Genomic DNA, 7,157 nt, shown 5'->3' with positions numbered 1-7,157 from the left:
ATGCGGGGATCGGCTCCCGCATCCCGACGGGTCTGATGGTGTCAGCGGTCGAGGCTCAGGCGCCCCAGCCGGCCTGCACGCCGCCGACGCGGTCGGCAGCGATCTTCTGCTGGTGACCCGATTCGGCGTACGCCTTCATCGGGTCGGCGGCGAGGCCGCGCGACTCGCGCCACTCCGCGAGAGCGGGGCGCACATCGGTGTAGAACGCGTCCATGAAGACGGCGTTCGCGGCGAGCACGTCGCCCGACTTCTGTGCGGCGGTCAGGGCGTCGCGGTCGACGATCAGCGCACGCGCCGTCATCTCCTGCACGTTGAGCACGGAGCGGATCTGACCGGGGATCTTGTCCTCGACGTTGTGGCACTGATCGAGCATGAACGCCACGTCCGGGTTGTTCAGGCCGCCGCCGCGGACGACCTCGAACAGGATGCGGAACAGCTGGAACGGGTCCGCCGCGCCCACGATCAGGTCGTCGTCGGCGTAGAAGCGCGAGTTGAAGTCGAACGAGCCGAGCTTGCCGAGGCGCAGCAGCTGCATGACGATGAACTCGATGTTGGTCCCGGGGGCGTGGTGCCCCGTGTCCAGGCACACCATCGCCTTGTCGCCGAGAGAGGAGACCTGGGCGTACGACGTTCCCCAGTCCGGAACATCGGTGTGGTAGAACGCCGGCTCGAAGAACTTGTACTCGAGCACCAGGCGCTGGTCATCGCCCAGGCGGGCGTAGATCTGCTGCAGCGACTCCTGGAGGCGATCCTGACGGCCGCGCAGGTCGGCCTGGCCGGGATAGTTCGAGCCCTCGGCGAGCCAGATCTTGAGGTCGCGGCTGCCCGTGGCATCCATCACGTCGATGCAGGCGAGGTGGTGGTCGATCGCCTTCTGGCGGATCGCCGCGTCCTCGTGCGTCAGCGCGCCGAACTTGTAGTCGTCGTCCTGGAACGTGTTCGAGTTGATCGTGCCGAGGGTCACGCCGAGGTCCTCGGCGTGCTTGCGGAGGTCCGAGAACGAGTCGACGAGGTCCCACGGGATGTGCAGCGCGACGGACGGAGCGAGTGCCGTGTACTTGTTCACCTGCGCGGCATCCGCGATCTTCTCCCACGGGTCGCGCGGTGTGCCCGGCGTGCCGAACACCTTGAAACGGGTGCCGGAGTTGCCGAACGCCCAGCTGGGGAGCTCGATGCCCTGCTGTTCGAGGGCGGCGAGGTGGTCGGTCGAGAGGATGCTCATGAGGCGCTGCCTTCGGTGTCGGTGCGGTTGTCGATGTCTGATGCGGGGGAGTCGCCGACGTCGGCGAGCTGGTCTTCGAGGTGGAACACCTCGGCGAGAGCGGTGGCGGCCTGGTCGGGGCGGCCGTCGAGATCGACGAAGAATCGCGCCATCTCGGCCTCCCAGCGGGCCGCGACTGCCGAGGATGCGAGGTAGGCCTGTGCCGCGGCGTCGTCATCGGTCTCGTAGTAGCCGACGAGCGTTCCCCCCTCGGCGAGGAACAGCGAGTAGTTGCGGCGGCCGGCGGCCGCGATCTCGGCGAGCATCTCGGGCCAGACGGGCGAGTGCCTGGCGAGGTATTCGTCGAGCAGCTCAGGGCGCACCTGCAGCTGGAACGCGACGCGGGTCATGCGGTCTCTCTTCATTGAGGTTTGAATCGTTTCATTTGCTGTGACTCAACATTAGACACGGCGACCCGCACTGTCAAGCGAGCGCGGATCGCGGCGATCCGGATCGCTCTGGTCGCAGGGTTACGGAGCAGCCACCACGGCGTTGTCGAGCTCGTCGGCGTCGACCCCGGGGCGCACGGCCGCATTGGTGAGCAGCACCCAGCAGATCCCCGCCTCCGGGTGCACCCAGAACTCGGTTCCCGCCCATCCGCCGTGCCCGAAGACGTCGCGATCGACCAGCCCCGGCGCGCGGGAGCGCAGGTTGAAGGTGAAGCCCCAGTCTTGGCCTCGCTCGTCGGGGTACGGGTCCAGGCGCGGGATGTCGCCGGTCAGCGGACGCCGCATCATCGCGAGACCTGCGGGAGAGAGGATGCCGCCTCGCTGCCCGCCTCCGATGCGCAGGAGCTCGGCCCCGATGTGGAGGAGATCCTCGGCGCGTCCGAGCAGCCCGGCGCCGGGGGCGCGGGTGGCGTGGAACCGGTCGAGGTCGAGCCCGCCCGCTGCGGCATCCGGGACGCCCACCGACTGCGTCGCGTCGAGTGTCAGGCCGATCGCTCCCAGGCTGGAGGCCCAGTCGAGCGTGCCCTCGTCCCACGTGCTGCCCGTCGCATGCTCTATCAGGGCGGCGATGCCCTCGAAGGCGAGCGTCGAGTATCGCGAGGCCGTTCCGGCTACGAAGTCGCGACCGCGCGTGAGCAGCTCGTCGCGCAGCGGAATGGCGGTGTCGAGCGGGGGCTCCGAGATGCCGGAGGTGTGCGAGGCGAGATGCCGGAGCCGGACGATGTCGTCGCGGGCCGCCCCGAAATCGGGCAGCGCGGCGGAGAGCGGGGTGTTCGGTGTGAGCAGCCCGCGCTCGATGGCCCTCGCCGCCGTGATGCCGGTGAGCATCTTGGTGATCGAGAACAGCGGGTACACGGCATCCGTCGCGACTCCGAATCCTTCGAGGTCGACGATCCCGTCGGCTGTCGCCATGCCGACGACCGCGGTCGGAAGGCGTCCGTCCGTGACGTGGCGGCGAGCCCAGTCGAATGCGGCGTCGAAGGTCATGTGTGCTCCCGGTGATCGGATCGTCGCACTTCCCCGGCGACGCTGCTGACTCTACGATAGGACCATGGCACAGAAAGCGCTTTCCCACCCCGCCGCGCTCGTCGACGGACATCGTCCGGTGCGCTCTGTGCTGCGGCTGCTCGGCCGCCGACCCTGGCGACTCACCTTCGCGATCACCGCTTTCGCCGTCAAGGAGATCCCGCTCTGGTTCCTCCCCGTCATCACCGCGGCCATCATCGATGTCGTGGCGAGCGACGGCGACGTGACCGAGGTCCTGTGGTGGTTCGCGCTCGCCGCGCTGCTGCTCCTGCAGAACTACCCGAACCACATCATCTACACGAAGAACTTCATGACGGTCGTCCGAGACCTCGGCGCCGATCTGCGCAATGCTCTCACCGCGCGGCTGCAGAGTCTCTCGATCGGCTACCACACGCGCATGAGCTCCTCGATCGTGCAGACGAAGGTCGTGCGTGACGTCGAGAACGTGGAACTCATGCTCCAGCAGGTCACGCATCCGCTGCTGTCGTCGACGATGGTCATGCTCGGCGCCCTCGGAATGACGGCCGTGACCGTTCCGCAGTTCCTTCCGGTCTACGCCCTCGCCGTGCCGATCGCCATCGGCATCCGCTACGGGATGCGCAAGCGGTCGCAGCGCCGCAACGAGGTGTTCCGACGCGAGATCGAGACGCTCTCCGCTCGGGTCGGGGAGATGGCGTCGCTGATCCCGGTGACCCGCGCGCACGGACTCGAGGAGACGGCGATCGATCGTGTCGCCGGCGGTGCGGACGGTGTGCGCAGGGCCGGACTCGACCTCGATCTGCTCAACGGACGGGTCGCGTCGGTCTCCTGGGTGGCGATGCAGCTGCTCGGTGTCGCCTGCCTGATGCTGGCTGCCGTCTGCGCGCTCACGGGCTTCCTCCCCATCACACCCGGTGAGGTCGTGATGCTCTCGAGCTACTTCACCCTGCTCACCGGCGGGCTCACGCAGCTGCTCATGCTCATTCCGGTCGGCGCGCGCGGCATCGAGTCGGTGCGATCGATCGCCGAGGTGCTGCAGGAGCCGGATGTCGAGCAGAACTCCGGCAAGCGCGTCGTCTCGGCGGTGTCGGGCGAGATCGTGCTCGAGTCCGCCACGCATCGGTATGCGGATGCGGACGACGACGCCCTCATCGACATCGACCTGCGCATCCCGCCGGGTGAGACGGTCGCGTTCGTCGGCTCGTCCGGATCCGGGAAGTCGACCCTGCTGAACCTCGTGCTCGGTTTCGTCCGGCCCACGAGCGGCCGCATCCTCCTCGACGGCAACGACATGCAGGAGCTCGACCTGCGCACGGTGCGCCGCTCGATCTCGGTGGTGCCGCAGGAATCCGTGCTGTTCGAGGGGTCGATCTTCGACAACATCGCCTACGGCATGCCCGATCTCACCCCCGACCGCGTCGAGCGGGCGCTGCGCGCGGCGAACGCCTGGGACTTCGTGCGGGAGCAGCCCCACGGGTGGGACACCGTGGTGGGGGAGCGCGGCGCACGGCTGTCGGGCGGTCAGCGTCAGCGGCTCGCCATCGCCAGGGCGCTCGTGCGGGATCCGCGGATCCTGCTCCTCGACGAGGCGACCAGTGCTCTGGACCCCGAATCCGAGGGTCTCGTGAAGGAGGCGCTCGAACGTCTCATGCGCGGGCGCACGACCCTGGTCGTCGCGCACCGGCTGTCGACGATCCGCCAGGCCGACCGCATCGTCGTGCTCGAACGCGGACGTATCGTCGAGCAGGGGTCGCATGACGAGCTCCTCGCCGCCGACGGGCGATACGCTCGGCTGCACCTGGTGCAGAACGGCAGGGCATGACCGACCCCCACCGTCCTGAGGAGGACCGATGACATCCCGGAAGACTCTGCGCGCAGCCCTCGTGGGCACCGGCGCAGTCGCCCATGCGCACGCCCGCGCGGTGGCCGCGTACCCTCGAGCGGACCTCGTCGCCGTCGCCGATCTCAGCCGCGAGAAGGCGGAGGGATTCGCTGCCACCTACGGCATCGCCGCCGCCTACGACGACCTCGACGGGATGCTCGCGGCCGAGCATCCCGACGTCGTGCTCATCTGCACGCCGCCGGCACCTCACCGGGAGCAGTCCCTCGCCGCCTTCGCCGCCGGTGCGCACGTGATCGTCGAGAAGCCGCCGGCGCCCTCACTCGACGAGCTCGACGAGATGCGGGCTGCGGCCGACGCCGCGGACCGGCGGCTCGCCGTCGTCTTCCAGCAGCGCACCGGGACCGCCGCGGCGCACGTGCGGCAGCTGCTGCAGAGCGGCGCGCTCGGTCGGCCGCTCGTCGCGGTGTGCCAGACGCTCTGGTTCCGCGACTCCGATTACTTCGCCGTGCCGTGGCGCGGCAGGTGGGAGACGGAGGGCGGCGGCACGACCCTGGGCCACGGCATCCACCAGCTCGACCTGCTCGCTCATCTGCTGGGCGACTGGTCGTCGGTGCAGGGACGACTGTGGCGGCTGGACCGCGAGACCGAGACCGAAGATGTCTCGACAGCGACGATCGTGTTCGATCAGGGCGTGGTCGCGCAGGTGGTGACGAGCGCCGTGTCGCCACGGGAGACGAGCTCGATCCGCATCGACACCCAGAAGGCCTCGATCACGGTGGATCACCTCTACGGGCACGGCCACGAGAACTGGCGGATCACCCCCGCGCCCGGCTTCGAGGCGGAGGCGGACGCGTGGGCGTTCCCGGATGCCGAGGAGCGCAGCGATCACGCACCGCTGCTGCGCGACGTGTTCGACGCTCTGCTGGCCGGGGAGCCGCTGCCGGCCACGGCTGATGCTCCGGCCCGGTCGCTCGAGATCGTTGCGGCCATCTACGCCTCGGCTGCGGCCGACGGCGTCGTCGTGACGCCTGCACTCCTGGGGACGCACCCCACCCACCGGGCCGGCTTCGAGAGCCCTGTCACCGACCTCCGCGCACAGCGCGACGATCCGGTCGTGAGAGGATCGAAGACCGGACGGTAATCGATGTAATCCCCACGTCCGAATTGCCGGTTGCGAAACGTTTCAATCTGGATTAGCGTGCAGGTAAGCGTTTTCCCCGAGTGGGAGTTCGCACCCCGCACCACATGGACACAGGCGTTCCGCGGCCCTGCCGAACGAGGACGTTCACCAGAGAGGACAACGATGTTCAGCAAGAAGCGTTTGGCGGCCGCAGCGGCCGTCGCCACCAGCGCAGCGCTGGTACTCGCCGGCTGCGCCGGCGGCGGCAGCCCCGAGGGTGAGCCCACCTACGACCCCGACGAGAAGGTCACGCTCGACCTCGCGTTCTGGGGCAACGACGTTCGTGCGGACCTGTACAACCAGGCCATCGAGGCGTTCAACGAGGAGTACCCGAACATCACGGTCAACGCGACGTTCCTCGGCTTCCCTGAGTTCTGGGAGAAGCGTCAGACGGAGGCGGCCGGCGGTGGACTGCCCGATGTGATGCAGTTCGACTACTCGTACCTCCGCCAGTACTCCGAGAACGGTCTGCTGCTCGACCTCGAGCCCTACCTCGGCTCGATCATCGACACCGAGCCCCTGTCCGAGAACATCCTCGACATCGGCGTGGTCGACGACACCACCTACGGCATCACCACCTCCACGAACGCGTGGGGCGTCTTCACGAACCCGGTGCTGCTCGAGTCGGCGGGCGTCGAACAGTTCGCCGGCGGCGACTGGGAGGACTACGACGAGTGGATGGGCGAGATCACCGAGGCCGGCAACGGTGAGTTCTGGGGCGGGTCCGACTGGACCGGCCGAATCCAGAACTTCGAGCTGCAGCTGCGCAGCGAGGGCAAGAACCTGTTCGACGAGGACGGGAAGCCCGGATTCGACGAGGAGCGACTCAAGGAGTTCTGGGAGTCCGGCGATGACATCCGCGACGGCGTCGTGGTGCCGCAGCAGGTCGTCGAGGAGCTCACGCCGCTCACCGCGTTCGACGCCGCCCAGAACGCCAGCGAGCTGACCTGGGACAACTTCGGAGCCGGCTACCTCGCCAACCTCGGCGAGAGCTACACCGAGCTCGGGCTCGTCGCTCCTCCCATCACCGAGGAAGGCGCCAAGGACCTGTACCTCAAGCCCTCGATGCTGCACACCATCTCCGCCAAGACCGACCACCCGGAGGCTGCGGCCACCCTGGTGAACTTCCTGGTCAACTCGCCGGAGTCCGGTGAGATCTTCGGCACCAACCGCGGCCTGCCGGCATCCGAGACCGCTCTCGACGCCGCCGAGCTCGACCCGATGAGCCAGCTCGTGAAGGACTACGAGGAGTCCATCGCCGACCGTCTCGGCGACGCGCCTCCCGTCCCGATCGTCGGCTACGGCACGCTGGAGGAGAAGTTCCGCGTGCTGGGCACCGAGCTGAACTTCGGCACCACGACGGTCGACGAGGCCGTGGAGCAGTTCTTCTCCGAGATGGACGTCGTCCTCAACCAGTGA

At 68.4% G+C, this 7,157-nt stretch carries 6 protein-coding genes; 3 read left to right on the top strand and 3 right to left on the bottom strand.

Going from position 1 to position 7,157, the window contains the following annotated elements; all coding sequences use genetic code 11:
- Positions 1–55: 55 nt before the first annotated feature.
- From rhaI to ACESK8_RS06215, 3 genes are all read right to left on the bottom strand, one after another.
- Complete coding sequence (gene rhaI / locus ACESK8_RS06225) at positions 56–1,222, bottom strand: L-rhamnose isomerase (RefSeq protein ID WP_372967779.1); 1,167 nt, start codon at positions 1,220–1,222, stop codon at positions 56–58.
- Positions 1,219–1,611, bottom strand: a complete 393-nt coding sequence (locus ACESK8_RS06220) for an L-rhamnose mutarotase (RefSeq protein WP_372967778.1) — start codon at positions 1,609–1,611, stop codon at positions 1,219–1,221. Before ACESK8_RS06220 ends, rhaI begins: the two co-directional genes overlap by 4 nt.
- A gap of 120 nt (positions 1,612–1,731) precedes the next feature.
- A complete protein-coding gene (locus ACESK8_RS06215) occupies positions 1,732–2,697 on the bottom strand; it encodes a serine hydrolase domain-containing protein (RefSeq protein ID WP_372967777.1) in 966 nt (321 codons plus the stop codon).
- A gap of 64 nt (positions 2,698–2,761) precedes the next feature.
- Here ACESK8_RS06215 and ACESK8_RS06210 point away from each other — a divergent pair, with 64 nt between their 5' ends.
- The 3 genes from ACESK8_RS06210 to ACESK8_RS06200 all read left to right on the top strand — a co-directional run bounded on the left by ACESK8_RS06210 (position 2,762) and on the right by ACESK8_RS06200 (position 7,157).
- Complete coding sequence (locus tag ACESK8_RS06210; protein ID WP_372967776.1) at positions 2,762–4,537, top strand: ABC transporter ATP-binding protein; 1,776 nt, start codon at positions 2,762–2,764, stop codon at positions 4,535–4,537.
- 28 nt (positions 4,538–4,565) lie between these two features.
- Positions 4,566–5,699 (top strand): Gfo/Idh/MocA family protein, encoded by a 1,134-nt coding sequence (locus ACESK8_RS06205; protein ID WP_372967775.1) that lies wholly within the window; start codon positions 4,566–4,568, stop codon positions 5,697–5,699.
- A gap of 162 nt (positions 5,700–5,861) precedes the next feature.
- Positions 5,862–7,157 (top strand): ABC transporter substrate-binding protein, encoded by a 1,296-nt coding sequence (locus ACESK8_RS06200; protein ID WP_372967774.1) that lies wholly within the window; start codon positions 5,862–5,864, stop codon positions 7,155–7,157.

This window comes from Microbacterium sp. (assembly GCF_041641055.1).
Taxonomy (GTDB): Bacteria; Actinomycetota; Actinomycetes; order Actinomycetales; family Microbacteriaceae; genus Microbacterium.
This window is presented reverse-complemented; position numbering and strand designations above follow the sequence as displayed.

Coding starts and splice junctions, on each gene's coding strand:
- rhaI (WP_372967779.1), bottom strand. CDS start 1,222: ATGAGCATCCTCTCGACCGACCACCTCGCCGCCCTCGAACAGCAGGGC.
- ACESK8_RS06220 (WP_372967778.1), bottom strand. CDS start 1,611: ATGACCCGCGTCGCGTTCCAGCTGCAGGTGCGCCCTGAGCTGCTCGAC.
- ACESK8_RS06215 (WP_372967777.1), bottom strand. CDS start 2,697: ATGACCTTCGACGCCGCATTCGACTGGGCTCGCCGCCACGTCACGGAC.
- ACESK8_RS06210 (WP_372967776.1), top strand. CDS start 2,762: ATGGCACAGAAAGCGCTTTCCCACCCCGCCGCGCTCGTCGACGGACAT.
- ACESK8_RS06205 (WP_372967775.1), top strand. CDS start 4,566: ATGACATCCCGGAAGACTCTGCGCGCAGCCCTCGTGGGCACCGGCGCA.
- ACESK8_RS06200 (WP_372967774.1), top strand. CDS start 5,862: ATGTTCAGCAAGAAGCGTTTGGCGGCCGCAGCGGCCGTCGCCACCAGC.